Consider the following 25,327-nt stretch of genomic DNA (forward strand, 5'->3'; position numbering starts at 1 on the left):
CGCTCTCCTATGCTTTGAGCGGCAGCGGCGCGCGCTGCGGCGCGGCTCGCGGTTTCGCGTTGTCGGTGCGCGCGGCGGCGTCGAGCGCGGGCAACAGGTCGCCGTTTATGGGAGCGATGTTGACGGGCACTGCGGGTTCCGGCACTGCGGTTTCTGTCGTGGCTGCCGTCGCTGAGCCCGATGCGATCGCGGAAGCCGCCGCGGGCGGCACGGTCTGGCCGTTGGCCTGCACCGAGACGGCCGCGGGCGCGGCGGGCTGCCCCTCATTGATCGCGAGCCAGCCCGAATAGTCGGGCGGCGGCGTGGTGTCGATTTCCTCGCCGAGCGTGTCCAGCGCCTCCGCGATCGCGCGGCCGTCGCCGTAGCGCTCCTCGCCCTGGAACAGCTCCGCGAGCGAACGCTGGAACACGCGCCGGCACACGGCGTCGGCGTCGCTCATACGGCAGGCGAAGAAGAACACGTAGAGGCTGTCGCCGCTCGCCGTCACGATGTCGCCCGCGCGGCGCAGATGGCACGCCTTGAGCGCATCCACGTGCGCGACTTCCGGCATCAGCGCGAGGCGAATCAGCACGCTCGGCAGCTGGATCACGCGGCTGCGCTCCACCGCCGCGCGCACGAGTTCGACGAAGTGTGCCGCGCCCACGTAGCCGCTCTCTTCGCCATGCACCACGGCGGCGAGCGCCGCACGATAGTCGGCGGGCATGGGCCGCGAATACACCTGGCCCTGCAGACTGTCGACGATGGCCTCGACCTGCGCGAGCGGCGTCTGCCGCGCGATCACGCGGTTCGCGCCCAGGTTCAGCATGAGCGACTCGTAGCGCATGGCCACGGCGTCCTCGCGCACGATGATCTTGAGCGCTTCGCCGCACTGCAGGCGCAGCGTGTGCACCTGCTCCGCGAGCATTTCGAGGTCGCGGTTCACGCTGAATTCGAGAATCACCGTGGCCGCGACCGAAGTGCGCGCGGCGGCCACGGCGGCCTCGTTGTTATCGACGATCTGCCAGGCCGGCGGCAGTACGCGCTCGTGCAACATCGCGTCGCGCGAAACGATCACGCGGCCTTCGTCGGGTGCGAGCAAGCCCGCCTCGCCGATCTCGGTTTCGAAGGTGCCGCCGGAAACCGTGAGCCGGTGATCGGCGGCGGAAAAGCGCAGCGGCACGCTCCGGCTGCCGTGCACGGCATCGCCCGCGCGCCAGAACGCGACTTCCCAGTGATACTGCCCCTGCACCTGGTGCAATTGTGCGGCGCCCGCGAAGCGCGCCTGGAAGGCGGCGAGTTCGGGATGCTCCTGATCGTCGCCGAGGCCGGGCGGCGCTGCCACCATCAGCACGCCGTAACGATGCTGCGCGCACCAGCCCGCGAGCTGCGCGCCCTGAGCTGCGAGCGCGGCGGGGTCCTGCCAGTTGAAGAACGCCTCCGCGCCTTCGATGAAGAACTGGCTTTCGGGCGCGGCGCACTGCCCGGCGAGCGCGTTGAGCGCTTCGATCAGCACCTGCGCGCCGTCGCGCTCCGGCAGTGTGCGTAGCGCGCAGACGTTTGCCCATGCATGCGTCGAACCGCTCTTGTCGAGATCGACGCCTTGATCGCGCAGCGCCGCCGTGAGGCTCGCGCCGTCGCGCGTGGAAAGGACGGTGGCGGGACCTGTGAGCGCGGCGGCGGCGGTTTGCCAGAACAGCGCGTCGCGCGCGGGCGAGGCGCTCGCGTAGACCACGTGCACCTGGCCCGCGCCGAGCGAAGCGAGCGAGGCCGGCAGGCCGTCGATCGCTAGCGGCTCGCGGCGCGCGAGCCGCGAGAACAGCGAGCGGCGCGTATCGCGGCCGGCGCCGGCGGGCGCAGCGGAAAGGGTGGCGGGATCGTTCATCGTATTGCTCGTCTCGCGGATTTCATCGTCGCGGTTTTCATCGTCGTCATGCGCGCTCGCTCCGTGGCCATGTCAGTAGGCCGAATAAGGGACGACCGGCCGCGGCGGGAACGGCACCGGACCCTTTTGCGGGGAGAAGAAGTAGCGCAGGTAAAGCACGCCTACGTTCGGCGCATAGTCGCGCGAGCGGTCGAGCCGGAAGCGGCCGCCCACCACGAAGTGCTCCGTCACGCGATATTCGGCCGCCGCTTCGACCGCATAGCTGAAGCCGCCGCCCGAGCCGCCGCCAAAGAACGGCGAACCGAGGTCGTTGGCGCTCATGAACGCGAGCGCCTGGGCCTGCAGGCCTGGGCGCGTCGGGTAGAACGGCGACTCGTTCTCGTTCGTGAACGACATGCCCACCGATCCGTCGATCTCCCAGGAAAGCTTCTTGTAGCGTCCGGTCCAGTCGAGCGGAATGCTGACCGAAAAATAGCTCTGCGGACTGTAGTAGCCGCCGTTACCGAACGTGTAGTTGTGTTCGTTCTTCGAGTACTTCCAGTAATTGAGCGTGAGGCCGCTCGACACGATCTGGTCGGGCCGCTTGAACACCGACCAGTCGTAGCCGCTGCGAACCTTGAACTCCTGGTTCGTCTCCACGTTGGTGCCGGTCAGCAGGCCGAAGCCGATGCTCGTGAAGATCGTGCCCGGCCCGAAGTCCTGCGCGCCGCGCACGGTGAAGCCGTTGCGCACGACACCGCCCCACTTCTCGCCCGTGACCGGATCGATGCCGCCCGCATAGGAAACCAGGCTCGCGGTCACAGGGCGGCGCGAGACGTCGAGCGAGAGCGACGAACCGCTCGGGAAGTCGTGGCGATACTGAATGCCGCCCAGCACGCTCGTGATCGGGAAGCCCACCGGCGTGCTGCCGATGTCGGCGCGCCAGCTATTGTTCGCACCGCTGAACTCGTAACCCGCCGCGAGCGCGACGCCCGTCGCGGTCTCGTTGACAGAACCGAGCCCGGCGTTGCCGAGCGCGGCGATCTTGCCGTACTTGTACGCGATGTCGAGGTCGTTGCCGGGCAGCGTGCCCGCATTCAGATAGACCGTATCGGCGTGGAAGAAATAGTGGCCCGTATAGCCATCAGGAATGCGAACGTATAGCGGGACTTCGGTGGCGTGCAGCTCGGAAATGCCGGGGTCGCCCGAGAGGTTCGACTGATACCAGCCGGTCGCGACCTGCCCCTGCTTGCGGTCTTCCAGGCCCTGCAGCGCGCGGCCTGCCGACGTCGTGCCGTCGGCGTCCGGCCGCGTGCCTTCGGCCACTTCCTGCGTGCGCGAGGTGCGATAGAGGCTTGCGGCTTCGTTGTAGTTGCCGCGCGCCTGCGCAACGCGCCCCGCCTGGATCGTAATGTCCGGGTTGTCCGGATACTGCTCGCGCAACGGATCGACCACGGCGGAAGCCTCGTCGTTCAGCCCGAGCGCGGTGAAGCGCCGCGCCACGGCAAGGCGCGTGTCGATGTCGTTCTCCGCGGTGTCGGCCAGCACTGCGCGCACCATGTCGGCGGCCTCCCGGTCTCGGCCCATGCGCTCCAGCATACGCGCAACGGCGAGGCGTGCATCGGCGTCGTCGGGTTGCGTCACGAGCACCTTCTGCGCGGAGCCCATTGCGCCCTTGTAGTCGCCCTTCGCCTCGCGCAGATCGACGTCTTCGAGCCGCCAGCGCTTGGTCGTCTTGAGGCGGTCCGGCACGGCGTCGAGCGTATGGCGGGCGCCCGTCAGGTCGCCCGCCTCGATCTGACGGCCGGTTTCGCGCGCGACGAGGCGCAGCTCCTGGTCGTCGAGACTGGCCTTCTGTTCGTCGGTGATGCCGGGCTGATCGCGCGTGGCGTCGATCCAGTTCGCCCACGCGTCGTCGCGGTTGGCCGCCGCGAGCAGCTCGCCGTAGCGCACGCGCGCGCCGTTCGCCGCCGGGTCGTCGGGGTGCGCCGCGAGCCAGTCCTGCACGAGCTTCAGGCCCCGGTCCGGCTCGCCGATCGCGATCCACTCGCGCCCGACCGTGGCGAGCATCTGCGGGTCGTTGGCCGCGTTCGCGTTGGCGGCGGCGGAATCGAGCAGCGCGCGCGCCTCGTCTTCCTTGCCCTGAGCGATGAGCTGGCGGGCCTGCGCGATCTTCTTCTGCGCGGCGAGATTGCCCATCAGTTCGCGCATACCTTCGCTGCGCTGTGCTTCGGGCACCGCGTCGAGTTGCGCGGCGGCCGCATCGACGTCGTCCACGGAATTTAGATAGAGCGCCGTGGCGTAGCGCATGTCGGGCGCCTGCGAGACCTTGAGGCCGTCTTCCATGACCTGGCGGCCTAGTGCGGGCAGACCCAGATCACGGTACTGGCGCGCGAGCCTGAAACGCGTCCATGCGTCGTCGGGCGTGAGGCGCACGGCTTCTTCGAGTTTCGCGATGGCCGGACTCTTGCGGTTGTCCGCGAGCAGCTGGTCCGCCTGGATCGAGAGCAGTTCGGCGTGCAGCTGCTTTTGCTCCGCGCTCGAACCGCTCACGCGCGGCGTCGTGGCGGCGATGAGCGGCTCGATCTCGCTTTCGCGGCCCGTTTCGCGCAGTACGGTCACGAGGCCGCGCAGCGCGTCCATGTCGGGCTTCGGCGCGTTCACGAGCGGTCGCAGCACGGCTTCGGCTTCGGGCCACTTCTTCTGCGCGATGAGCGCGTTGCCGAGGATATCGCTGGCAGTCGTGTTGCCCGGATCGAGCTTGAGCGCCTCGCGCGCGAGCGTTTCGGCTTCTTCGGGCTTGCCCTGCGAATTGGCTTCGCGCGCCTTCGCAATGGTGCCCCAGATGGTGGCCGTCTTTCCGAGGCTGCGCCACTTGCCGGCGTTGTCCGGGTCGAGCTTGAGGGCGCGCGCGAACAGCTCGCGCGCTTCGTCGTGGCGGCCTTCGCGCAGCCGCACGAGACCGAGCGCGCCGATGGTTTCGCCGTCGTTGGGGTTCGCGCGCTGCGCGCTTTGCAGCGAGGTTTCGGCATCCTTGAGATCGCCGCGATCGAGTTGCGCCAGACCGCGCGCACGATCGGCGGCGCCGGGGCCGGGGGGCCGTGCACGCGCCTGGGTTGACGCTCGCGCGTTGCCTGCGGCCGTGGCCGGCGGCGCGCTAATGACGGCCGATGGGTTCTGCGCCAGGGCTTGCGCCTGCGCCTGGCCCTTCGCGCCGAGCTTCTTGCCGAGATCGGCGACGGTCTGCTTCGCGTCGGAGTCGTCGGGTACTTCCTGCAGATAGCGCAGATACCACACGTAATAGGCGGGATCGTCGTGCCCCGCGCTCGCGAGCGCGCGCCGCCACAGTTCGAGCGCGAACGCGCGGTTGCTGTCCTGGCGCTGGTACACGTGATAGATGAGGTTGAGGCCTTCCATGCGCGTGTCGGCGCGGTCGGTGAGCAGGTCGCCAAGGATCAGCGCGAGGCGGGGATCGTTCGGATTCTGCTTCACGCGCGTGCGCAATTCGCTGATCGCCTGCGCGCGGCCCGCGGTCGTGCCGGCCAGGATGCGGTAGTAGTCGCCCGCGAGATCGCCTGCGGGCGCGCCGTTCGGAAAGAGCTTGAGCAGGCGCGCCGAGGCTTCCTCGCTCTTGCCGGCGGCCGAGAGCAGGCGGATCTGGGCCATCTCCATCTTGCCGCTCGTGGCGACGCGGTAGGCGTCGTCGAGTTCTTTCGTTGCGTTCGCATTGGGCGCGATTTTCTTGAGCTGCGCGAGGATTTTCGCGGCTTCGGCCGGGCGGTTCGAGCGCAGCTCGATTTCGCCGAGCAACGCGAGCGCCTCGGGTTGCTGCGGGTCGAACAGCAGCGCTTTTTGCACGAGCCCGCGTGCGATATCCGGACGATTCTTGCCTTCCCACATGCGTGCGGCCGAGAGCAACTGCGCGGCCTGGGCGGAGGGCGTGGCGGCGTTGGCCGCCGGCTGCGGACCCGCCTGCGCGGATGCCAGATACGGCGAGGCCGCGAAGAGCAGCGCGACGATCGGCGCGAGTCTGGGTGCGAATCCTGGTACGCGTTTTGGTACGAGTTTGGGTACGAGGCGCGGTGCGATGTTCGGCAACAAGCGTTGCGGCATGCGTGAAACCGCTTCGCCTCGCAAGGCGTGCGCAGCCGCGCGCCGCGCCTCACGGCGCGCACTGCGCAGATGGGCGGCGCGGCGGGCAGACACGAGAGCGTTCAGCGCGGCGTGGGGCATGCGCTCGTCCATGCTGGGGCAACGCGGCCTTGCGCGTCGAAATGGTACAGCCCGTCGAGGTAGCCGAGCCCGAACAACATCAGCACGCTGCTGTAGTAGCCAGGCGGCGACTTTTGCGCGAGCGTGCGGCTGCGGTCGACCTGGGCGTTCGCGAGATCGCTGCGGCCGAGTGCCGACAGATACGGCGCGACCGCGGCGGAAAAGCCGCCGTTGCCCTCGTTGGGCCCCGCTGTGCCCGTGGTCGTGTCGACGCGCTCCGGCGGAAAACCGTGCGCGCCGACGAAATCCGCGAGCGGCCTGAAGGTGGCGAGCGTGCTGGCGCGCAGAGGGTCGTCGCTCGCGAGCATGCCGGCCCACAGATATACGCGGATAGCGTTGTACGCGCTTTCGGCGTGCGTTTGCGCGTCGGGGGCGAAGCCGCCTTTCACGTGATATTCGACCCAGTCGGGCGAGTAGCCCTTGGGCGCGGTCTCGTTGACGAGTCTCGCCGACGAGGCGAGCAGCGCCTTCCATTCGCCCGCCTCCGGCAGCGCGAGCATGAAACGCCGCATGACCTGGAGCGGCACGTAGCTCGGGTTCAGGCGCCAGCCGTCCTTGCCGATCGTAAAGCCCACGGGTCCCGGCAGCACCGTGCGGCCGAGACCCGGCAGCACGGCGGTTTCCTCGCGCACGATGTTGCGGGCCATCACCGTGCCGAGCGCGGTGTAGCGGCGCTCGTTCCAGAGGCGTCCGGCTTCGAGCAGTGTGTAGGCGATCCAGAGATCGGCGTCGCTGGCGGGGTTGCTGTCGATCACGCCCCACTGCGGCTCGCCGGCATGCGCGGCGCCTGAAGTGCCAGACGCTGCCGACGCCGCAACCGGCTTGCCGTCCTCGCCGATGTCGCGCCGTCCCCAGATCCATGCCGGCAGATGCGTGGCGAGGTCGCCCTGCGCAAGATTGTTTTCGGTCCATGTAAGGACTTTGTCGAAGCTCGCGCGGTCGTTCGCGACCAGCGCAAAAAAGAGCGCGTAGGACTGTCCTTCGGAAACGGTCACCTGGCGCGGCGTGCTCGCGTCGATCACGCGGCCATCGGCGCTCAGCAGCGTGCTGCGAAACGCGTTCCACGCGGGCCACGCGCAGGCTGCGGGGCTAGCGGATTTTGCAGCACTGGCGCTCGCGCTGGCGCCGGCGGCCGGCGCGGCCGCGTGCGCTGTCGCAGCCGGCATCAGCAGCGCCAATGTTGCGAGCGGTGCGCAGGCAAACGCGCCCGCCGCGAGCCAGCGCATGAGCCGGGGCACCAGAGCGGGCGCGAGCGTAGCCAAACCCGGACGCATCGTCAGGTCCCGGAGCGGCGGGAGGCCATGCGGCCGAGCGCCCAGAACACGGTGAGCGCAACGATCAGACCGGCCAGAATGCCCGCGAGCGCCATCAGTGCCGGGTAGCGCGAGATAAACACCCAGGCGCGCGCATACCACGGCAGATCGCCGACAAAATAGCGGTTGCCCACGCGCAGGCCCTCCACCTGGCCTTCGCGCACGAGCGTGAGATCGCCGTGCATCTGCGAGATCTTGCCGCCGTCCTGGAGCGCGTCGAGCACGTCGCCGAACTGCGCCGACGAAGTCGCGGCGAGCGCCACCACGCTCCTGCCTGACTTCAGCGGCGACTCGAAGGCGATCAGCGCCGCCATCGGTCCGCCGAGCGTAACGATCGAGCGGCCCGACGGCGTCGGGTCCTCGTCCTCGGTGCCGCCGAGCCAGCCGGGCCAGCCGCTGCGCTGGTCGCGCGTGGTCACCTCGGTCTTGCCGCGCTCGATGAGAAGCGGCAGGTCATTGCCCCACTTTTCGAGCAGTTGCGCGCCCGAGCCCGAACCGATCACGAGCAGGTTGCTGTCGCGCACGCTGTCCACCTGGCTGGCGGGCACGATCGTCAGGCGCAGCGAGGGGAGGCCCGTCCACTGGCCCATGTGGCCGAGCAGCGTGAGCACGGCTTCCTGATCCTTCGTGTCGGGTTGGTCCGGAATCACGAGGGCCGTGTCGGAGAGGTCGGCCATGCGCGTGAACGGATAGCCGCTGTTCGCGAAGTAGGCGAGGTTGGGCAGCGATGTGTAGTGCGCGAAGCCGCTGAAGTCGATGACCGAGTCGGGATCGACGGCCGCGCGCGCAACATCGTTGGCAGTCGAGGTGCACAGCCCCGTCTTCTGCGAATCGATATGAAACTGGAACTGGAACTGGTTGTCGCTGCCCACGCGGAACGCGGGGATTTCCAGATTCGTTGATGAACGGGTGTCCGAGCCCGAAAGCAGCGGCACGTTGATACGCGCTTCGTCGGAGGCGCGCGTGACGGGACGCAGCCGTTGCGAGCGCACGAGTTGATCGTTGATGCTCACGTTGAGCACCGAGTCGTTCCATGCGGAAGGCGCCGTGTAGCGATAGCGGATGTCGAGCGGCACGTTGCCCCGCGCCCACGCATAGAGGTCGGCGGGCACGCGCAGATTCACGCGGATCGCGGGCGGGTTGTAGCCCGATACCTGGAGCTGCTGCGGGTCCGTCACCAGCTCGCGGAACAGCACGGGGCGGTCGGTGGGCACCCAGTTCGGCGCGTCGTAGGGCTTGCGCGCCGGGCCGAGATCGATCGACTTCACCATCACGCTGTTGCCGGCCATGCCGGCCTGCCCGAGCGCGACCGCGTAGGCGGCGTTCAGCAGTTCCTCGGGCGTGCGGCCCGCGAGCACGAGGAGCTTGCGGCCCGACTGCGGATCGGCGGCTGGGTTCGCCATGACCGAGACCGTGGGGCCCTTGATTTCCGGCAGGTTCAGCCCCTCGGGCACCTGGCCCGGCAGCACGAGCGCAATGGCGTTGGCGTCGGGCGGCACGGTGCGCGAGACCGGAAAGCGCGAGCCGCGATAGCTCGCGAGCGCGCCAAGCCACGACGAGACGACGCCCGCCGCGTGCAACACGGGCACGCCCGCGTTGGCGGCGAGTACGAAGGGCACGCGCACGAGGCGATTGTCGTGGCGGTCGAAGAACGGTACAGGCAAGAGCCCGAGGTCGTCGGGCAGCACGATGCCCGCCGTGTTGAGCGTGAGCGACGTGTCGGGGCTGATGTCGGCCCAGAGGCTCGAATGATAGGCATCCTCGCAATGATCGAGCGTGTAGTGCGCGATCATCTGCACGGTGATGTGGTTGTAGTCGGTGAAAAGGCGCGGGTCGAGATCGATCTCGCTCGTCACGAGCTGCCCGGCCGTCTCCTTCACGAGCGGAATCGTCGCGACGACTTCACCGTTCACAAACACCCTGAGATGCGAAAGCGAAAAGATCAGCGAGGGCGAGTAGGTGTAGACGAGCTTGAGCTTTGCGCTGGTCACGACTTCGTCGGTGCGAACGTCTACATTCATGCCGCCGGTGGGATCGAGGCCGCGCAGGGGGATCGGCCCGTACGCACCCATCTGGCGCAACGTGAACGTGCGCGTGCGCGGCTGCCCGAGCGGCGTCGAAGCGGCAGGCTCGGGAATGACGGAGCCCGGTGCCGTCTGGATGACAACGGGCCCCGTCACAGGGGCGGAAGCAGCGGCCGCAGCGGAGGCCGCAACTGGCGCTGCGGCGGGAGCGGAGGCGGGAACGTCGCTTGCTCCCGCCGCGGCCGCCTTTGTCGTCTGCGTAGCGGCGACAGCCGATTTGTCCACCGCGAAAAGGCTCGCCCCCAGCAGTAATCCGGCGACGAGCGCGCCCAGCCCAACTTGAACGGAGAGTCGCATCGCAACAGCCCTTTGTTTTCTTCGCAGTGGCTGTCTTTATCTTGCAAAGACAGCGGCTATGGTTATTGGCGGCGTGGTGCCGCCAAGCGTTATCTCGAAACGGCGTCAATGTGTGGTGGAGTTTAGCGGAGAGCCAAGGATCGCGCCCTATGAATGCACGTGTTTATGCCCGTTGCGTAAAGCGCGCAGATGACGGGCTGGCGCGGCCTGACGGCCGGTTTGACAGTTGGGCGCACGGATTGGGCTGGCGGGTCGGCGCGCTTGACAATTCCTGCGCGCGCAACGAAAGGCGGTGGCGTTGCGAGCGCGCAACGCGGTCGCCGGAGATGGTGCGCCAAAAGCCGGCCCTCCGGTCCATTCAATTACTAAGGACGTCGAATCGATGGGGCATGCAGCCACCTCGCGCATGTGCAGTGTCGCGAGCGGTGAGGTAATCTTGGCGGCTCAGATCCAGAAGCGGAGCAGGGTAATGAACGAGCAAACGTGGCAAGCAGTGGACGACTGGTTCTGCGAGCGGCTGATCGGTCCCGATGATGCGCTCGACGGCGCGCTCGCCGCAAGCGCCAAAGCGGGCCTTCGCGCGATCAACGTGGCACCGAATCAGGGCAAGTTTCTGCATCTGCTCGCGCGCATCCAGGGCGCGCGGCGCATCCTCGAAATCGGCGCGCTGGGCGGCTATAGCGCGATCTGGCTCGCTCGCGCGCTGCCCGATGACGGCGCGATGGTGTCGCTCGAATTCAGCCCGGAAAACGCGGCCGTTGCGCGGGCCAACATCGCGCGGGCGGGGCTCGATGCGAAGGTGACGGTCATGACGGGCCTCGCGCTCGAATCGCTCGATGCGCTCGTCGCGCAAGGCGTGCCGCCGTTCGACTTCGTGTTTATCGACGCGGACAAGAGCAACAACCCGAATTACCTCGAACGCGTGCTGCAGCTTTCGCGCCCGGGTACGGTGATCGTGGCCGATAACGTGGTGCGCGAAGGGCGCGTGGCCGACCCCGCGCATCACGAGGACGATGTGGTCGGCTTGCGTCGCTACTTCGACATGCTTGGAAACGACAGGCGGCTTGCGACCACGGCTGTGCAGACGGTGGGCAGCAAAGGCTGGGACGGGTTTGCGATCACGGTGGTGGGCGGGTAGCAAACGTCGATCGCCCATACACATGCGCCAAAGGCAAAAAGGGCCTGGCAGATGAACTGCCCGGCCCTTCGTCCGTCTAGCTACGCGCTGTCGATCGGCGGTCAGAAGTCCGTCGTCACCGAGAACAACACGGTACGCGGCGCGCCCATCGTCAGATAGCCACCGTTGGTCGACGACCAGTACGCCTTGTTGGCGAGGTTATAAACATTGGCGCGGAACGTAGTCGGACGGCCGAACACGTTCGTCGCATAGCGCGCGCCGATGTCCACGGTGTCCCACGCCTTGATCGACATGGTGTTGGCCGCATCGAAATACTGCGGACCCGTATGCGTCCAGCGTGCCGAAAGCGTGAGGCCCTGCACCCCGGGCACGTCGTATTCGGCGCCCAGGTTGAGCAGGAAGCTCGGCACGCCTACCGGGGTCTTGCCGTCGGTCGACCCCCCGTCGGTGTCGAGTTGCACGGCGTTGATCCAGGTTGCGCCCGCGATCAGACGCACGCCCTTGTACACCTCACCGAACACCGACGCTTCCACGCCGCGATGGCGCTCGTTGCCGTTGGCCACATAGGCGCCCGCGCTGTTGGTGTAGGTCTGCGGCTTTTCGAGCTGGAACAGCGCGAGCTGCGCGCCGTACTTGCCGTTGTCGTACTTCGCGCCCACTTCATACTGCTTCGTGCGCTCCGGCGCGAGCTGGTCGCCGTAGTTCGTCGTGCCCTGAGGCGCAATGCCGCCCGCCGAAAGCGACTCGCTGCGGTTCGCGTAGATCGAGACGTTCTCCCACGGCTTGACGACGAGGCCGAACAGCGGCGTGGTGATCGAGTCGTTGTAGTTCGAGGTCTGCAGCAGCGTCGACGACGAGTAGCCGTTCGACAGGATCTCCTGGTGACGCACGCCCACCGTAAACAGCACGCGGTCGTGGAAGAAGCCGAGCGTGTCCGAGGCCGAGACGCTGCGCATCAGGTTCAGTGCCGTGATCGGCGGGTTGCCGTCCATGCCGGCCTGATAGGCCGTCGCCGGATACGGCACCTGCACGCCGCTGTAGAGGCTGGTCGGGAACGAATTGGAAAGCGTCCAGCCCGACTGCGTTTCCACGCGCACGATCGAGGCGCCCGCGGTTACGAAGTGGCTCACCGGACCGGTGTTGAAGTGGCCGCGCACGCCCGTTTCCGCCGAGGTCGCGCCTTCCTTGCGCACGACGCCCAGGCGCGAGCCGGTGGTGGTCGTGGGATCGGTGTAGTAGGGCGAGAAGTATTCGCCGTGCTCGTTCGTGTGGCGCACGCCGCCCGTCACATACGCGGTCCAGCCGGGCAGGAAGTCGTATTCGGCGCGCAGGATGCCGACGGTGTCTTCCGCGTCGCTATACGACCAGGTCTGCGCGTAGTTGTGCGTTGCCGAAGGGACATTGGGAATCTCGTCGCCGAGCACGTAGACGACGGGGCGGCCGTCCGAAACGTGCTGACGCTGATACATGAAGTCGCCTTCGAGACGCAGCTTATCGCCGCGCCAGTCGAGCGCCACGGCCGTCTGGTTGGCGCGGCGCATTTCGCTGTCGATGCTTGTTTCGCCGTCGCGGTTGTACTGGTTCACGCGAATGCCGAACTGGTCGTTGTCGCCGAAGCGGCGCCCCACGTCGATATGCGTGCCGAACTCGCCCGAGGCGCTGCCTTCGAGCGTCACGCGCGTGAGCGGCTTGTCGTCGGCGCGCTTCAGTTGCAGGTTCACGCTGCCGCCGATCGAGGTGCCGTTGGGCGCCGCGCCGTTCAGGAATGCGCTCGCACCCTTGAAGATGTCCACGCGCTCGAGCGCAGCCGTCTCGACGAGCTGGCGCGGCGTGATGCCGTACAGGCCGTTGAGCGAGATATCGTCGCTGTCGAGCGTGAAGCCGCGAATGACGTATACCTCCTGGAAGTTGCCGTAACCGTAGGCGGTGCGCACGGCCGGATCGTTCGAGAGCACATCGGCAATGGTGCGCGCCTGCTGGTCCTCGATCAGCTTCGCGGTGTAGGTGGTCATGCTGAACGGCACGTCGATGTTCTTCTGCGAACCGAGCACGCCGAAATCGCCGCCGCGCGCCACGTGGCCGCCGCCAAAAGTCGGTTGCAGGTCGCCCGGCAGCGTTTCCTGGGACGCCTGCACCTTCACGGTGGGCAGCGTGGCGTTGCTGGCGCTACCGGTTGCGGCGGCGCCGCTCGCTGCGGCGGGCGCGTCGGCGGTTTGCGCGAACGCCGCGGCGGGCAGGCTGAACGCGACGGCGATGGCGGCGAGGATCGCAACCCGGGAAGCGGGGAAATGCGAAGGCAAATTGAAAGGCGGGTGCAGACGGGATGCGGACATAAAAAAGGTCGTAGCGAAGGTAGCGCTGGCGCCTCGTGATGCCTTGGCGCTGTGCGCAGGCTCCGGGCGAATGGTTATGCTTTGCCGGGCAGACAGGGCTCGCGGAGCTGGCCCCACGAGCGGCCCGGAAAAGTATGCGGATTGTATTGCAAATGAGAATGCGTGTTATTTATATATTGCTGTCAGTAGGTATATTCAGCGTTTACCCAACAATTTCAGCGTCAGGCATTCGATGTGGGCGCAACGAAAGGTTGGGAAATTCGGGGTCACGAGGCGTGCGTGCGCCGCGCGAACGCGCGGCGTCGTCCAGCGTCGTTGCGCGCTCAACCAATGCACAGCGCGACGCTTGACGCCGCATGGGCAAGACGCGGCCTGGCCCGTTTTCGAGGCGCGTTCCATGCGGCGCCGATAAGCAGATTCGATGCCTTTCGGCAGTCCTTTCGTTGGTTCGCACGGCGCGCTCAAACCTACAATGAGGCTTCGTGATGTTCGACGTCTGGTGAACCGGAAATGACTGAAAAAACGATGCTCGTGGTGAGCGCACACAGCGCGGATTTCGTATGGCGCGCGGGCGGTGCGATTGCCCTGCACAAGAAGAACGGCTATCGCGTGAAGGTGGTGTGCCTCTCGTTTGGCGAGCGCGGCGAGTCTGCGAAGCTCTGGCGCAAGGGCCCCGACATGACCATCGAGAAAGTGAAGGCCGCGCGCCGCGAGGAGGCGCTCGCCGCCGCCGAGATTCTGGGCGCGGAGTGCGAGTTCTTCGATCTGGGCGATTACCCGCTGCGCGTTTCCGATGAAGCGCTTCTGCGCCTCGTCGACGTTTATCGCGACGTGCAGCCCGCGTTCGTGCTGAGCCATTCGCAGAAAGACCCGTACAACTTCGATCATCCGCTCGCGATGCACGTGGCGCAGGAAGCGCGCATCATCGCCCAGGCCGAAGGCCACAATCCGGGGCAGAAGATCGTCGGCGCGCCGCCGGTCTACGCATTCGAACCGCACCAGACCGAGCAGTGCGAGTGGATTCCGAACACCTTCCTCGACATCACCGAAGTGTGGGACGTGAAACGCCGCGCCATCGAATGCATGGCGGGCCAGGAACACCTTTGGGAGTACTACACGCGTGTCGCGCAACAGCGCGGCGTGCAGGCCAAGCGCAACATCGGCATTACGGCGAAGCGCGACATTCAATACGCGGAAGGCTATATGCGCCTGACGCCCGCAGTGGTGGGAGATCTGTCATGAAACGTGGTGTCGTCGTCACCCAGATTCCGCGCGCCGACGCGCGTCACATCGAAATCCTCAAGGAAGCCGGCACGGCCACCGTGCACGAGGCGCAAAGCCGTCTCGGCCTGCTCGCCACGTATCTGCGGCCCATTTATTCGGGCGCCGCGATCGCGGGCTCGGCCGTGACCGTGCTCATGCCGCCCTCGGACAACTGGATGCTGCACGTGGCCGTGGAGCAGTGTCGCGAAGGCGACGTGGTGGTGGCTGCACCCACTTCGCCTTGCGAAGATGGCTACTTCGGCGAGCTGCTCGCCACCTCGCTCGCGGCGCGCGGCGTGCGCGGCCTGATCATCGACGCGGGTTGCCGCGACGTGCGCGCACTGAAGGCGATGGACTTCCCGGTGTGGTCGAAGGCCGTTTCGGCGCAAGGCACGGTGAAGGAAACGCTCGGTTCGGTGAACGTGCCGGTGGTGTGCGCGCAGCAGATCGTGCACCCGGGCGACGTCATCGTGGCCGACGACGACGGCGTGGTCGTGGTGCCGTTCGCCACCGTTGCGAAGGTCGTGGAAGCGACCCAGGCGCGCCTCGCCAAGGAAGAAAAGACGCGCGCGGTGCTCGCGGGCGGCACGCTCGGCCTCGACTATTACGGCATGCGCGAGCGCCTGGCCGAAAAGGGTCTGCGCTACGTCGACACGCCGGCAGACGCGTGAGTCCGCAGCGTTTGACTTCACACGAGGCGCCAAAACGACAACGAGCGCCGCAAGGGCGCTCGTTTCGCTTCGCGATGACCTGACGAAGCGGGTTAAAGAATGCGGTCCAACGCCTTCGCGAACCTCGCGACCGTGCCTTCGATGTCATGCAGTTTTTCGAGGCCGAATAACCCGATACGGAAGGTCTTGAAGTCTTCAGGCTCGTCGCATTGGAGGGGAACGCCAGCCGCGATCTGCACGCCGGCATCGGCGAACTTCTTGCCGGATCGTATGCCGTCGTCGTCCGAATAGCTGACCACGACGCCCGGTGCCTCGAAACCTTCGGCCGCGACGCTTCGGAAACCCTTGCTCACGAGCAGCGAGCGAATACGCTTGCCGAGTTCGAGCTGCTCCGCCATTACCTTGTCAAAGCCGTATGCCTCGGTTTCCTTGATCACGTCGCGCAGCGTCGCGAGACTGTCCGTGGGCATGGTCGCGTGGTAAGCGAATCCGCCGCTCTCATAGGCTTCCATGATCTGCAGCCACTTGCGAAGATCGCAGGCGAAGCTGGTGCTGGTCGTTGCGTCGATCCGTTCGCGGGCGAGCGGGCCGAGCATGACGAGCGCGCAACAGGGTGACGCGCTCCAGCCCTTTTGCGGTGCGCTGATCAGGATATCGACGCCGCTTTTCTCCATGTCGACCCAGACCGTACCGGAGGCGATGCAGTCGAGTGCGAACATGCCGCCTACGGCATGCACGGCGTCGGCCACCGCGCGCAGATACGCATCGGGCAGCATCATTCCCGATGCGGTTTCGACATGCGGCGCAAAGACCAGATCGGGCTTGTTCTCCTTGATCGCCGCGACGACTTCTTCGACCGGGGGCGGCGCATAGGCGGCCTGCCTTCCCTGTTCGACCGGGCGCGCCTTCAACACGATCGATTCAGAGGGAATGCTGCCCATGTCGAAAATCTGCGACCAGCGGAAACTGAACCAGCCATTGCGAATGACGAGGCACTTCCTGTTCGTCGCGAACTGCCGGGCAACGGCTTCCATGCCGAAAGTCCCGCTGCCTGGGACGATCACGACCGACTTCGCGTTGTAGACTTTTTTCAGGGAGCTAGAGATATCCCGCATGACGCCCTGAAAGAGCTGCGACATGTGATTGATCGAGCGGTCGGTGTAAACCACTGAATATTCGAGGAGTCCCTCGCGGTCGACATTGGGAAGTAAACCTGACACGCTCGCCTCCGATAAAGGATGAACAAGGTGAGCAGCATGTGCGATTCGATGCTGCTGCACCCATGCAGATGGGTTTGTTGTCGCGACGAAAATAGATTCTAACGAATGCCGTCTGCAGGCTGGGGCATATTTTCTGTGCTATCTGGCGCAAGTACAAAGCGCCTGGTGGCCCGTGGCAATGGTGCGATGCGGCAGAACCGGTGTCTGTCTCACGTGCGCGCGGGCGGCTGCGGATTGTTGGCCGGGTTCGTGTCGAACCGGTTCACGCTTTCGATGCCCAGCTGGTCAGCGAGGGCCGAGAGCCGAGCATACAGCCCGTCGGCGCTTTCCCTGTCGTAGACCGCTTCACCGCGAACGTATATCGCGAACGACTTCAGGTACTTCGCCTTTTTCGCTGGATTGGCGATCGTCTCTTTCGTCCATTGATATAGCGGATAACTTTCCCGCCCGGCGCGTTCCGCCTCTTCGACATAATCGGCGAATGCGTCGAACTGGCACTTCAAGGAGGCGTCGTGATCGCGCAAGACGGCTTCGAGTAAGTCGCGCCCCGCGTAGGAGCGGTTGTCCCGCAGCGCATCGGCCAACTCGGGCACGACGGTGATGCGGACCTGGAATTGCCACGTTTCTGCCATGCATGCCTCCTGCGTTGACGCACAGCATAACCGCTCTGACGCGGCCGCATGCTGCCGCTCATGGCTATTCTCGTCGGGAATCGGGCTTATGAAGAATCTGCGAATTATCGCTCCGTCATGTGGCCACTACGATCTACCTGTCACTCATCACCCGGCAGAAGATTTTCATGTCCACACCCGCAGGCAAAGTCGCCGCGAATAGCGGCGCCACGACTGGCACCGGTTCGAGCCATCCAATGCTGTTCACGCCGATACAGATCGGCAACCTGAACCTCGCCAACCGGATCGTGATCGCCCCGATGGCCCAGTACTCGGCCGAAGAAGGGCTGATGAACGATTGGCACCTGATTCATCTCGGCCAACTGGCGCTTTCCGGTGCGGCGGCGCTCACCATCGAGGGGACGGCGGTCACCCCCGGGGGGCGCACGAGTTACGGCGACGTAGGGCTCTATTCCGACGAGAGCGAATTCGCCATGGCGCGCGTGCTGCAGAGCGTTCGGCGCTGGTCCGACACGCCGATTGGGATCCAGCTCAACCATGCCGGCCGAAAAGGCTCGCGGCAGAAGTTATGGGACGGCGGCGCACAGATTCCTCATGGTCGCGCAAACGGCTGGAACACCTACGGCCCATCCCCGGTTGCTTTCGCGGCCGGTGAGACACCACCCACTGCCCTGGACCGCAGCGGACTAGCCGCGATTCGCGATGCCTTCGCGGCCGCCGCGCAACGCGCCTCACGGCTCGACCTGAACTTCATTCAAATCCTCGGTGGGCACGGGTATCTGCTCCATCAATTCCTTTCGCCGCTCTCGAACCACAGGGACGACGAGTACGGCGGCTCGCTGGAAAACCGCATGCGCTTTCCACTCGAGGTCTTCGAAGCCGTGCGAGACGCGTTTTCGCACGATCGCCCCGTGACGATGCGGATCTCCGCGACGGACTGGATGGACGGCGGGTGGTCCGTGCACGACGCGATCGCTTTTGTCCACGCACTGGAGGCTAGGGGCTGCGCCGCGATCAATGTCTCGAGTGGCGGCTCGAACCCCGCCGCGCAAATTCCCGTCGGGCCCGGCTATCAGGTTCCCTTCGCACGGGCCGTGAAGCAGGCGACGACGCTCCCTGTCATCGCCGTCGGCATGATCACCGAGTTCGAACAAGCCGAATCAATCCTCAGCACGGGAGACGCCGATCTGATCGCGCTGGCCCGAGCGGTGCTTTTCGACCCGCGCTGGCCATGGCACGCTGCCGCTCACTTCGGAGCCCAGGTCAGGGCGCCGAAGCAGTATCTTCGCGCTCAACCCAGTCGGCTGCAAAAGGTGTTTGTTTGAAGCGGCGATGTCGATGTCCGCGGGCCAGGCCGCCTCAGCGCGCTTGGCCCAACTGCTCGTCGATCGTCCTCGTCAACGGCGATTCCACGCGCCCGGTATGCAATGTCTGCACGGGCTCGATCAGCACGACCCAGCATTCGTCCTCTGCGACGGGATTGTGCAGCGTGCCGCGCGGCACGACGTGCATCGAGCCCGCGGGCAGATCGACGACACGCCCGTCCTCATACTCGATTTTCAGGTGCCCGCGCACGACGAAGAACAGTTCGTCCTCGTGCTCGTGGTCGTGCCACACGAGCTGCCCGCGCACTTTGGCAACCTTCACGTACTGATCGTTGACCTGGGCGACGACTTTCGGTGACCAGTAATCGGACACGCCGGCGAATGCGGCTTCGAGGTCGAACGATTCGGCAAACGGATGACCAGACATCGTTATCTCCATGCTGGAATGACGGATGCGGCGAGCAGTACGCCCATCGCAAGGTTAAGGATGCGCCAATGGCGCGGCGTGCGAAAGAGGCGGGCGAGCAGCACGCCGAGTGCACACCACAGCGCGAGCGAGACGCATGCGGCCACGCCGAACGCAGCGCTGAGCAGCAGCGCCAGTCGGTTCGGACTGCTTGCGAGCAGCGCGAACGACGCCGCGGCGCCGATCGTCATCGCCCAGCTTTTCGGGTTGAGCCATAGCAGCAGGAATCCGTTGACGAGCGTGATGGGGTGCGCGGGGCCGTTACCTGCGTTCGGCGGCCCGCTGCGCGCGATGCGCCACGCGAGCCACAGCAGATACGCGGAGCCGACTGCCTTGACCGCCGTTTGCAGCGACGGCAGCGCGAGCAGCAGACCGCCCAGGCCGAGCCCGGCGACGGCGGCGAGCACAGCCAGGCCGATCGCGATGCCGAGCATCAGCGGAATCGAACGCGCGAAACCGAAGCGCGCACCCGAAGCGGTGGCGAGCGTGGTGGCGCCGCCGGGCGTCACGGTCGCAATGACGACAAACAGGAGAAGCGGCAGGATCGAGGTCATCGGTGCAGATCCGGAAGAATGAAACTTGCACTGTACGGATCGCCGACGCATCATCAAAGGCAATAATCCTGATGCGATTCATTACGCGGCATAATGCATCCATGAGCCGAAACCTCGACCTCGATCTGATCCGCACCTTTGTTGCCGTCGCCGACAGCGGCAGCATGACGGTCGCCGCGAATCTGCTGCATATGACGCAAGGCGCCGTGAGCCAGCAGGTGAAGCGTCTCGAAGACGTGCTGGATTGCCTGCTGTTCGTGCGCAAGACGCGCAAGCTGGAGCTATCGCGCCATGGCGAGTCATTTCTCGTGAAGGCGCGCCAGCTGCTGCAGTTGAACGACGAAATCTGGGCCGATATGACGGGCCGATCACTGCGCGGCAGCCTGCGCGTGGGCGTGCCCTACGATCTCGTGACACCGCTCGCCCCGGCGATGAAGGCGTTCGCCGATGCGCATCCGCAAGTGGAGATTTCGCTCGTGTGTGCGGCGTCGCCGGAATTGAGCGAAGCGGTGCATAGCGGCCGCGTGGATATATCGCTGGTCGAATATGTCGAGAGCGAAGCCGAAGGCGAAGTCGTCCGCATCGAGCCGTTGGTGTGGGTCAAGGGGTGCGGCAGCGATGCCTGGCAGAAGCGGCCGTTGCCGCTGTCGATGGTGGACGAGCGATGTGCCTTCCGGCCGGTCGTGCTCGGCGCGCTTGCAGAGGAGGGCATTGCGTGGCGCACGGTATTCGAGAGCGGCAACATCGAGGCGACCGCTGCGACGGTGCGTGCGGGCCTCGCGATCACGACCTGGCTCGCCTCCACGGTGCCGGCCGACCTCGAGACGCTCGCGCCTCAAGCAACCGGCTTGCCCGCGCTGCCACCGTTCGCGATCTGCCTGCGATTGCCCGCGACGGTTCAGCCCGCGGCGCAGGAATTCGCGCGCCACGTGCGCGAATCGATGTCGAACGACGCAGGCACTCGACGCCCGCAGCTTGCGAGCATTGCCTGATGCCTTGCGTTCGAGGCCGTCGCGCTTCTACAAGCGCTGCGGTAGGGCATCCGCAAAAAAGTCGGTGATCCGGCGCACGCGCGCAGGCACGAAGCGACGGCTCGGCCAGACGATGCTGACATCACGGGCGTCCCCAATGAAGTCGTCCAGCACGGTGACGATGTCGGGATGCTCGAGTTCGGCGGAGAGCGAGAGCTTCGCGAAGAGGCCGATTCCCACACCCGCGAGCACGGCCGATCGTATCGTCTCGACGCTATTGGACGACAGGTTGCCTTGGACGGGCACGTTGAAGCGCCCTTGCGGCCCATGAAACGGCCAGTTCGCCGATTCCATCAGACCGCCATAGACGAGGCAATTGTGCCTCGCGAGTTCCGCAGGATCCTTCGGTATGCCGTGTTGCTCGAAATAGCGGCGCGATCCCACGCAGACCAGCGGGGTGCTCGCGATTTTCCGCACGACCGAATCTGGATCGTTGATGGTACCCACGCGAATCGCGAGATCGATTCGATCCTCCACCATATCGCGAACGAAATCCGACAACACGAGATCGACCCGAAGCCCAGGATGGCGCGACAGCAGTTCGGGAATGAGCGGGAGAACGTGCAGGCGGCCGAACGTCGAGGCGGCGGCGATGCGGGCCAGGCCCGAGACATCGAGCGTACTGCTGCTCAGTTCGTTGTCGGTTACCTCGATTTCGTCGAGCAACGGCTTGGTGCGCTCGTAGTATTTCTGCCCTTGATCAGTGAGAGTCACGCTGCGTGTGCTGCGGTTCAATAGCTGCACGCCGAGGCGTTTTTCCAGCGCACCGATCGCCTTGCTGATGGCGGACTGTGAATCGCCGGTTCTACGCGCCGCTGCGGAAAAGCCGCCCGCTTCGACAACGGCGATGAAGGCGTTCAATTCGTGAAATCGATCCATTGCATGTCTCTCGTGAGACCCATTCCCTCGAAGAATAGATCTCATGATAACTCCGCTGATTATCATTCGTTGGGGCGGCAATTACGATGTCGATTCCGTTCACCAACAAGCAGGAATTTTCAATGTCGACTCTCACAGGCAAGGTCGCCGTCATTAGCGGCGCAACGACAGGTATCGGCTTGGCGATTGCCCAGCGGTTCGTCGCCGAAGGCGCGCACGTCTTTATCTTTGGCCGTAGGCAAGGTCCGCTCGAAGAGGCTGCCAAACTGATCGGACGCAACGTGACTGCGATCCAGGCCGACGCCGCGAACCTCGATGACCTCGACCGCGTCGCCGCGGCGGTCAGGGAAGAAAAGGGTGTCGTGGACATCATCGTGTCGAACGCGGGTTTTACCGAGCAGGCTTCGATCGACACCATCACCCCGGAGCATTTCGACAAGGCATTCAACCTCATGGCGCGCGGCCCCGTCTTTCTGGTGCAGAAGCTGCTGCCGATGATGACAGGGGGCGGATCGATCATCCTGGTTTCTTCGGCCATGCACGTCATGGGCATTCCCGGGCACACGGCCTACGCGGCGACCAAGGCCGCGTTGCGTTCCTATGCGCGCACCTGGGCCGCCGAATTCAAGGATCGCGGCATTCGCGTCAACATGCTCAGTCCTGGCGTCACCGACACGCCGATACTCGACGCCCAGTCGGCGACGCGCGAGGATCTGGTGAGCATGTACAAAAGCATGGTCCCGCTCGGTCGACTCGCCCGCGCCGAGGAGATGGCCAGCGCGGCACTCTTTCTCGCCTCCGAACAGAGTTCGTATATGACGGGCGCGGATCTGATGAATGACGGCGGCATCGGCCAGGTCTGACAACCGATGCACACAATCGGCCAAAGTGATTTTCTGTTATTCAGGAATACGAATGGAGGGTGCAATGAGCTATGCAATCATCGGGCTCGGCAAGATCGGCACGGCCATCGCGCAGGCATTTGCCGATCAGGGCATCGAGGTAGCCATGGCAGGCAGACGCCCGGTCGATTCGCTCGCAGCGCAGATTGGGCCGTCGCTGGATTGACCGGCCGCGCGCTAACTCGCTTGCCGCGAGAGCGCTTTCATAACGGGCATGGCGTTGCTTGTGGACGGACGCTGCCCGTTCGCCATGCGGGAGCATGGCTCACTGTACCCGCTCCGGCTGGGCCCGAAGCTTGTCCTTGATTGCGGTCAGGCAGTTCGTGAACTGGGTGCGAAGTCCCACGGAGTTGCCGCTCGGTGCGGCAAGGCTGTCGGTTGTCACAGTCCATCCGTCGGGCGTACGCGAGACATCGAGTTCGAAGTACTCGGCCGATTCGCTGTCGAGGACCACCGACTCGCGAAAGCTGCCCTTCGCCGAACGAACGACCGCCTCGCAGCCCTGCTGGAGCCTGGCCGGCGCATGAGCAGACAAACCGGGTGAGCCGTCGCGAAAGGGGACCGCGCCGTACATGCGGAACGCCTCGAATTGCGCCGGCATGGCGGCCGTGACGAACTGGATGTCCGAATCCGAAACGGCATTTCCGCATCCCGCGAGGGCGGTGACGAAGGCTGCGAGCGCGATGCGGGCGCAATGACTCCGGTTAGTGGGTTCTTGGTTCCTGCCTGCTCGTAGTCTCTGCGCAAACGTTAGCGTTCTCATCTCCACTATTACGGCGTGCGTTATGCATATATTTATCGAGGTTAACCCTGGCATCGCATTTGTTTGACTCGACGAGCGGGGCAATGCATGCGCGGTTGACGGATTCGATATCTCTGACTAGAGTCAGAGATATGAGCGCGTCCTCGATTCCTCAGATTCGTCGGTTTAACCGCATCGTCGCGGAAAGCATCGGCGCTATCGACGATCATTTCCTCGGACGAGGCCGCCCGATGGGTGAATCGCGCCTGCTATGGGAGATCGGTGTCGAAGGGGCGGATATCCGTACGCTGCGCGCGCGGCTGAGTCTTGATTCGGGTTATGTCAGCCGTACGCTGGCGTCGCTCGAGCGGCAAAAACTGGTCGTTGTCCTCACCGATTCGAAAGACCGCCGGGTTCGCCGGGCTTGCCTGACTGAGGCGGGTCTCGTCGAAAGGGCTGAACTCGAACGGCTCTCCGACGCGGTCGCGTTACGCGTGCTCGAACCTCTCGGAGAGAAACAGCGTCAGCGACTGGTCGAAGCCATGTTCGAGGTCGAACGTTTGCTGCAGGCATCGCTCGTGCATTTTGCGCTCGAGGACCCGGATAGCAGTGACGCGCGGTGGTGCTTTGAACAGTATTTCAGCGAACTCGACCAGCGTTTTGAAGCCGGATTCGACCCGTCCCTGAGCCTGTCGGCAGATGCTGTCGAACTGGCGGCGCCGGCAGGCGCGCTAATCGTCGCGAGACTCCACGGCGACCCGATCGGCTGTGTCGCGCTGAAATTCCACAAGAAGTCCCCGGCCGAACTCAAGAGAATGTGGGTGAGTCCTTCCGCACGCGGTATGGGCGTCGGCCGCCGCTTGATCGTCGAGGCGGAGAAACGTGCCCGCCAGGCCAAGGCGCGCGTTATTCGTCTGGAGACGAATCGAACGCTGTGTGAGGCGATATCGCTATACAGGCAATCTGGATTCGTCGAAGTCGATGCATTCAACGCCGAACCGTATGCCCATCACTGGTTCGAAAAGCGCCTGGACTGAACGAGCGCAACGCTTTGCACTTCGGACTTTCGATTCTCGCTGACGATCGTCTCATGTGGCTTGCGGATTCACCCCGCGCGCCGGCCCTCCACCACACGCGTTGCGGGCGCAACTTCCATTACCGCGAGCCGGATCGCGTCGATCAGCGCGCGTGCCGCAGGCGAGGGCGAGCCCTGCGCGCGCAGCGTCAGCCCGATATCGCGGCGTGTGTGCTGCAGCGGCACGTCGAGAATCACCAACTGGCCCGATTCGATTTCGTAGTGCAACTGCTGCGCCGAGAGCGCCGTGATCATGTCCGTGCCAAGCAGCAACCCGCGAATCACGGCGAGATCGGCGGTTTCGACGGTGGGCAGGGGCGGCTTGAGCTTCACGCGGCGGAACTGCGCTTCGAGCAGCCCGCGCGAAGGCGAATGCGTGCGTGAAAGTATCCATTGAGCATCACGCAGATCGTTGAGCGTGAGGCCATGCTTTTTCGCGAGTGGATGATCGCGCCGCGCGAGCACGACCATGTCTTCCGACATCAATCGCTCGTTGCCCAGGCCGCTTGCCGCATCGTTTTCGCGCAGCGCGCCGAGCACGAAGTCCACGTCGCCCGCGCGCAGGCCCGCCACGAGCAGTTCATACGCGCTTTCGTCGGTCACGACGCGCACGCCCGGATGCTGCGCGGAAAGGCGCGCGATCGCGGCCGGCAGGATCAGCGTGCGGCCCAATGGCAGCGCGCCCACGGTCACCGCGCCCTGGATATTGCCGTGCAGCGCCGCAATATCGTCGGGTACGTGACGCAGTTCGTTGAGCGCGCGCCGCACGTGCAGCAGGAAGGTCTCGCCCTCGGCCGTGAGCAGCACGCCGCGCGGTCCGCGATGGAAGAGCGTGACACCCGAGCCGCTTTCGAGCACGCGCATGGCGCTGCTCACGGCGGGCTGGCTGATGCCGAATGCATTGGCCGTGCTCGGCATATGGCGGTGTCGCGCGAGAGCGACGAAAAGCTGCAGCCGCCGGGTGTTGAGCAGATACGCGGGAAGCGTGCCTTCGCTCAACGCGCGCCGGCGCGCCTGGCGCGCTGCGCACCACTGCGCGAGTTCTTCCAGTTCGCCAAAAATTCGCGCGCAGCGCTCGAGCACCACGCGGCCCACGGCCGTGGGCAGCATGCCCGACGGTTTGCGCTCGAAGAGCGGCGCGCCCAGCGCCGTCTCCAGTTCCTGCACCGAGCGCGTGACGGCCGATTGCGCGCGATACAAGGCCGAAGCGGCGCGCGTGGCGCTGCCCGTGTCGGCAACGAGGCGAAAAGCGCGCAGATGCGCGAGGTTCAGGAGTTCGGGCTGGCTCAC

At 65.4% G+C, this 25,327-nt stretch carries 19 protein-coding genes and 1 pseudogene; 8 read left to right on the forward strand and 12 right to left on the reverse strand.

The window, feature by feature from the left end:
* Nucleotides 1-7 precede the first annotated feature (7 nt).
* The 4 genes from bcsE to bcsB form a co-directional block, all read right to left on the reverse strand.
* Nucleotides 8-1,861, reverse strand: coding sequence for a cellulose biosynthesis protein BcsE (bcsE, locus tag AB4Y36_RS14595; protein WP_342949088.1), 1,854 nt, complete (start codon nucleotides 1,859-1,861; stop codon nucleotides 8-10).
* A gap of 72 nt (nucleotides 1,862-1,933) precedes the next feature.
* Nucleotides 1,934-6,073, reverse strand: coding sequence for a cellulose synthase subunit BcsC-related outer membrane protein (locus AB4Y36_RS14600; protein ID WP_368683370.1), 4,140 nt, complete (start codon nucleotides 6,071-6,073; stop codon nucleotides 1,934-1,936).
* A complete protein-coding gene (gene bcsZ, locus AB4Y36_RS14605) occupies nucleotides 6,055-7,386 on the reverse strand; it encodes a cellulose synthase complex periplasmic endoglucanase BcsZ (protein WP_368683371.1) in 1,332 nt (443 codons plus the stop codon). The genes AB4Y36_RS14600 and bcsZ overlap by 19 nt, the downstream gene beginning before the upstream one ends.
* A gap of 2 nt (nucleotides 7,387-7,388) precedes the next feature.
* Nucleotides 7,389-9,806 carry a cellulose biosynthesis cyclic di-GMP-binding regulatory protein BcsB gene (bcsB, locus tag AB4Y36_RS14610; protein WP_368683372.1) on the reverse strand — a complete coding sequence of 806 codons (2,418 nt, stop codon included), beginning with the start codon at nucleotides 9,804-9,806 and terminating at the stop codon, nucleotides 7,389-7,391.
* Between the two features lie 469 nt (nucleotides 9,807-10,275).
* Between bcsB and AB4Y36_RS14615 the strand changes: the two genes are divergently transcribed.
* Nucleotides 10,276-10,944: an O-methyltransferase gene (locus tag AB4Y36_RS14615; RefSeq protein WP_368683373.1), complete on the forward strand. Its 669-nt coding sequence runs from the start codon at nucleotides 10,276-10,278 to the stop codon at nucleotides 10,942-10,944.
* Nucleotides 10,945-11,045: 101 nt separating this feature from the next.
* Here AB4Y36_RS14615 and AB4Y36_RS14620 read toward each other — a convergent pair whose 3' ends face one another.
* Nucleotides 11,046-13,277 (reverse strand): TonB-dependent receptor, encoded by a 2,232-nt coding sequence (locus AB4Y36_RS14620; RefSeq protein WP_368683374.1) that lies wholly within the window; start codon nucleotides 13,275-13,277, stop codon nucleotides 11,046-11,048.
* A 510-nt stretch (nucleotides 13,278-13,787) separates the two neighbouring features.
* On the opposite strand from AB4Y36_RS14620, the gene AB4Y36_RS14625 reads away from it, so the two are divergent.
* Together AB4Y36_RS14625 and AB4Y36_RS14630 are read left to right on the forward strand one after the other, a co-directional pair.
* Complete coding sequence (locus AB4Y36_RS14625) at nucleotides 13,788-14,519, forward strand: PIG-L deacetylase family protein (protein ID WP_368683375.1); 732 nt, start codon at nucleotides 13,788-13,790, stop codon at nucleotides 14,517-14,519.
* Nucleotides 14,516-15,211 carry a 4-carboxy-4-hydroxy-2-oxoadipate aldolase/oxaloacetate decarboxylase gene (locus AB4Y36_RS14630; RefSeq protein ID WP_069265766.1) on the forward strand — a complete coding sequence of 232 codons (696 nt, stop codon included), beginning with the start codon at nucleotides 14,516-14,518 and terminating at the stop codon, nucleotides 15,209-15,211. Before AB4Y36_RS14625 ends, AB4Y36_RS14630 begins: the two co-directional genes overlap by 4 nt.
* Nucleotides 15,212-15,303: 92 nt before the next feature.
* Here AB4Y36_RS14630 and AB4Y36_RS14635 read toward each other — a convergent pair whose 3' ends face one another.
* Both AB4Y36_RS14635 and AB4Y36_RS14640 read right to left on the reverse strand, forming a co-directional pair.
* Nucleotides 15,304-16,431, reverse strand: a complete 1,128-nt coding sequence (locus AB4Y36_RS14635; RefSeq protein WP_368683376.1) for an aminotransferase class V-fold PLP-dependent enzyme — start codon at nucleotides 16,429-16,431, stop codon at nucleotides 15,304-15,306.
* A gap of 209 nt (nucleotides 16,432-16,640) precedes the next feature.
* A complete protein-coding gene (locus tag AB4Y36_RS14640) occupies nucleotides 16,641-17,063 on the reverse strand; it encodes a hypothetical protein (protein ID WP_368683377.1) in 423 nt (140 codons plus the stop codon).
* A gap of 236 nt (nucleotides 17,064-17,299) precedes the next feature.
* Between AB4Y36_RS14640 and AB4Y36_RS14645 the strand changes: the two genes are divergently transcribed.
* A complete protein-coding gene (locus tag AB4Y36_RS14645) occupies nucleotides 17,300-18,388 on the forward strand; it encodes an NADH:flavin oxidoreductase/NADH oxidase (protein WP_141710732.1) in 1,089 nt (362 codons plus the stop codon).
* A gap of 34 nt (nucleotides 18,389-18,422) precedes the next feature.
* Here the strand turns inward: AB4Y36_RS14645 and AB4Y36_RS14650 are convergent, their stop codons facing one another.
* Both AB4Y36_RS14650 and AB4Y36_RS14655 read right to left on the reverse strand, forming a co-directional pair.
* Nucleotides 18,423-18,815, reverse strand: a complete 393-nt coding sequence (locus AB4Y36_RS14650) for a cupin domain-containing protein (RefSeq protein WP_069265769.1) — start codon at nucleotides 18,813-18,815, stop codon at nucleotides 18,423-18,425.
* A gap of 2 nt (nucleotides 18,816-18,817) precedes the next feature.
* Nucleotides 18,818-19,408 carry a LysE family translocator gene (locus tag AB4Y36_RS14655; RefSeq protein WP_069265770.1) on the reverse strand — a complete coding sequence of 197 codons (591 nt, stop codon included), beginning with the start codon at nucleotides 19,406-19,408 and terminating at the stop codon, nucleotides 18,818-18,820.
* A 101-nt stretch (nucleotides 19,409-19,509) separates the two neighbouring features.
* On the opposite strand from AB4Y36_RS14655, the gene AB4Y36_RS14660 reads away from it, so the two are divergent.
* A complete protein-coding gene (locus AB4Y36_RS14660; RefSeq protein WP_368683378.1) occupies nucleotides 19,510-20,400 on the forward strand; it encodes a LysR substrate-binding domain-containing protein in 891 nt (296 codons plus the stop codon).
* A gap of 27 nt (nucleotides 20,401-20,427) precedes the next feature.
* On the opposite strand, the gene AB4Y36_RS14665 is transcribed toward AB4Y36_RS14660, so the two are convergent.
* Nucleotides 20,428-21,318 carry a LysR family transcriptional regulator gene (locus AB4Y36_RS14665; protein WP_368683558.1) on the reverse strand — a complete coding sequence of 297 codons (891 nt, stop codon included), beginning with the start codon at nucleotides 21,316-21,318 and terminating at the stop codon, nucleotides 20,428-20,430.
* Between the two features lie 122 nt (nucleotides 21,319-21,440).
* Between AB4Y36_RS14665 and AB4Y36_RS14670 the strand changes: the two genes are divergently transcribed.
* Together AB4Y36_RS14670 and AB4Y36_RS14675 are read left to right on the forward strand one after the other, a co-directional pair.
* A complete protein-coding gene (locus AB4Y36_RS14670; protein ID WP_069265773.1) occupies nucleotides 21,441-22,181 on the forward strand; it encodes an SDR family NAD(P)-dependent oxidoreductase in 741 nt (246 codons plus the stop codon).
* Between the two features lie 64 nt (nucleotides 22,182-22,245).
* Nucleotides 22,246-22,380: pseudogene (locus AB4Y36_RS14675) on the forward strand (NAD(P)-binding domain-containing protein); the annotation flags it as partial.
* 105 nt (nucleotides 22,381-22,485) lie between these two features.
* On the opposite strand, the gene AB4Y36_RS14680 reads toward AB4Y36_RS14675, so the two are convergent.
* Nucleotides 22,486-22,983 carry a hypothetical protein gene (locus AB4Y36_RS14680; protein WP_141710721.1) on the reverse strand — a complete coding sequence of 166 codons (498 nt, stop codon included), beginning with the start codon at nucleotides 22,981-22,983 and terminating at the stop codon, nucleotides 22,486-22,488.
* A gap of 131 nt (nucleotides 22,984-23,114) precedes the next feature.
* Between AB4Y36_RS14680 and AB4Y36_RS14685 the strand changes: the two genes are divergently transcribed.
* Nucleotides 23,115-23,999, forward strand: a complete 885-nt coding sequence (locus AB4Y36_RS14685; RefSeq protein ID WP_368683379.1) for a GNAT family N-acetyltransferase — start codon at nucleotides 23,115-23,117, stop codon at nucleotides 23,997-23,999.
* A gap of 68 nt (nucleotides 24,000-24,067) precedes the next feature.
* On the opposite strand, the gene AB4Y36_RS14690 is transcribed toward AB4Y36_RS14685, so the two are convergent.
* Entirely contained in the window at nucleotides 24,068-25,327 is a 1,260-nt protein-coding gene (locus tag AB4Y36_RS14690; protein ID WP_342949074.1) for a LysR family transcriptional regulator, read from the reverse strand.

The sequence above is a fragment of the Paraburkholderia sp. BR10936 genome (genome assembly GCF_040965735.1).
GTDB classification, from domain to species: domain Bacteria; phylum Pseudomonadota; class Gammaproteobacteria; order Burkholderiales; family Burkholderiaceae; genus Paraburkholderia; species Paraburkholderia nodosa_A.

Excerpts from the sequence above, each read along its gene's own strand:
- bcsE (WP_342949088.1), bottom strand. The coding sequence starts at position 1,861 with ATGAACGATCCCGCCACCCTTTCCGCTGCGCCCGCCGGCGCCGGCCGC.
- AB4Y36_RS14600 (WP_368683370.1), bottom strand. The coding sequence starts at position 6,073 with ATGCCCCACGCCGCGCTGAACGCTCTCGTGTCTGCCCGCCGCGCCGCC.
- bcsZ (WP_368683371.1), bottom strand. The coding sequence starts at position 7,386 with ATGCGTCCGGGTTTGGCTACGCTCGCGCCCGCTCTGGTGCCCCGGCTC.
- bcsB (WP_368683372.1), bottom strand. The coding sequence starts at position 9,806 with ATGCGACTCTCCGTTCAAGTTGGGCTGGGCGCGCTCGTCGCCGGATTA.
- AB4Y36_RS14615 (WP_368683373.1), top strand. The coding sequence starts at position 10,276 with ATGAACGAGCAAACGTGGCAAGCAGTGGACGACTGGTTCTGCGAGCGG.
- AB4Y36_RS14620 (WP_368683374.1), bottom strand. The coding sequence starts at position 13,277 with ATGTCCGCATCCCGTCTGCACCCGCCTTTCAATTTGCCTTCGCATTTC.
- AB4Y36_RS14625 (WP_368683375.1), top strand. The coding sequence starts at position 13,788 with ATGACTGAAAAAACGATGCTCGTGGTGAGCGCACACAGCGCGGATTTC.
- AB4Y36_RS14630 (WP_069265766.1), top strand. The coding sequence starts at position 14,516 with ATGAAACGTGGTGTCGTCGTCACCCAGATTCCGCGCGCCGACGCGCGT.
- AB4Y36_RS14640 (WP_368683377.1), bottom strand. The coding sequence starts at position 17,063 with ATGGCAGAAACGTGGCAATTCCAGGTCCGCATCACCGTCGTGCCCGAG.
- AB4Y36_RS14645 (WP_141710732.1), top strand. The coding sequence starts at position 17,300 with ATGCTGTTCACGCCGATACAGATCGGCAACCTGAACCTCGCCAACCGG.
- AB4Y36_RS14650 (WP_069265769.1), bottom strand. The coding sequence starts at position 18,815 with ATGTCTGGTCATCCGTTTGCCGAATCGTTCGACCTCGAAGCCGCATTC.
- AB4Y36_RS14655 (WP_069265770.1), bottom strand. The coding sequence starts at position 19,408 with ATGACCTCGATCCTGCCGCTTCTCCTGTTTGTCGTCATTGCGACCGTG.
- AB4Y36_RS14660 (WP_368683378.1), top strand. The coding sequence starts at position 19,510 with ATGAGCCGAAACCTCGACCTCGATCTGATCCGCACCTTTGTTGCCGTC.
- AB4Y36_RS14665 (WP_368683558.1), bottom strand. The coding sequence starts at position 21,318 with ATGGATCGATTTCACGAATTGAACGCCTTCATCGCCGTTGTCGAAGCG.
- AB4Y36_RS14670 (WP_069265773.1), top strand. The coding sequence starts at position 21,441 with ATGTCGACTCTCACAGGCAAGGTCGCCGTCATTAGCGGCGCAACGACA.
- AB4Y36_RS14680 (WP_141710721.1), bottom strand. The coding sequence starts at position 22,983 with ATGAGAACGCTAACGTTTGCGCAGAGACTACGAGCAGGCAGGAACCAA.
- AB4Y36_RS14685 (WP_368683379.1), top strand. The coding sequence starts at position 23,115 with ATGAGCGCGTCCTCGATTCCTCAGATTCGTCGGTTTAACCGCATCGTC.